We start from the raw sequence: 568 nt of genomic DNA on the forward strand, positions 1-568 counted from the left end.
GCCGCGGTCACCACCACGGTCCCGATCGTCCCGGCGGGGCCCACGATCGCGATCGTCGCGCCGGAAACCACCGCGCTGTCCTCCGCGGTCATCGCCCCGGCGGTCGTCACGTCGGTCGTCGCGGCGGTCGTCGCGGCGGAAGCCACCCCGGTCACCGCGCTGCCCCCTGCGGTCACCGCGGTCACCACCGTCCCGTCGCCGCTGGTCGCGCTCCGGTCGGTCGTCGGGAGAGTTGGTGGACATCGGTGACTCCTGTCTTCGGTACCGCAAGTCATTCTCGCGCAGCCGGCTACCCGGTGCGCCCTGGAAAAACGAAAGGACCCCTGGTCCCCAGCTGAACGCTGGGGACCAGGGGTCCTTTCCAAAGATTGTTCGGCGGCGTCCTACTCTCCCACAGGGTCCCCCCTGCAGTACCATCGGCGCTGTAAGGCTTAGCTTCCGGGTTCGAAATGTAACCGGGCGTTTCCCCTACGCTATGACCACCGAAACCCTAATGGTTTCGAGCGAACAAGCACACTCTTTAATTGTGCGTTCTACTCAAACCGGCAACGGTCGTTGCCTCAGAACT

The 568-nt window shown here is 65.3% G+C and carries 1 rRNA gene and 1 pseudogene; one reads left to right on the forward strand and one right to left on the reverse strand.

The window, feature by feature from the left end:
* Positions 1-249, forward strand: a pseudogene (locus K7854_RS37295) (hypothetical protein); the annotation flags it as partial.
* A 121-nt stretch (positions 250-370) separates the two neighbouring features.
* Here the strand turns inward: K7854_RS37295 and rrf are convergent.
* Positions 371-487 (reverse strand): 5S ribosomal RNA (gene rrf / locus K7854_RS37300).
* Positions 488-568: the final 81 nt, after the last annotated feature.

The sequence above is a fragment of the Streptomyces hyderabadensis genome, assembly GCF_020404845.1.
In the GTDB taxonomy this organism is placed as follows: Bacteria; Actinomycetota; Actinomycetes; order Streptomycetales; family Streptomycetaceae; genus Streptomyces; species Streptomyces hyderabadensis.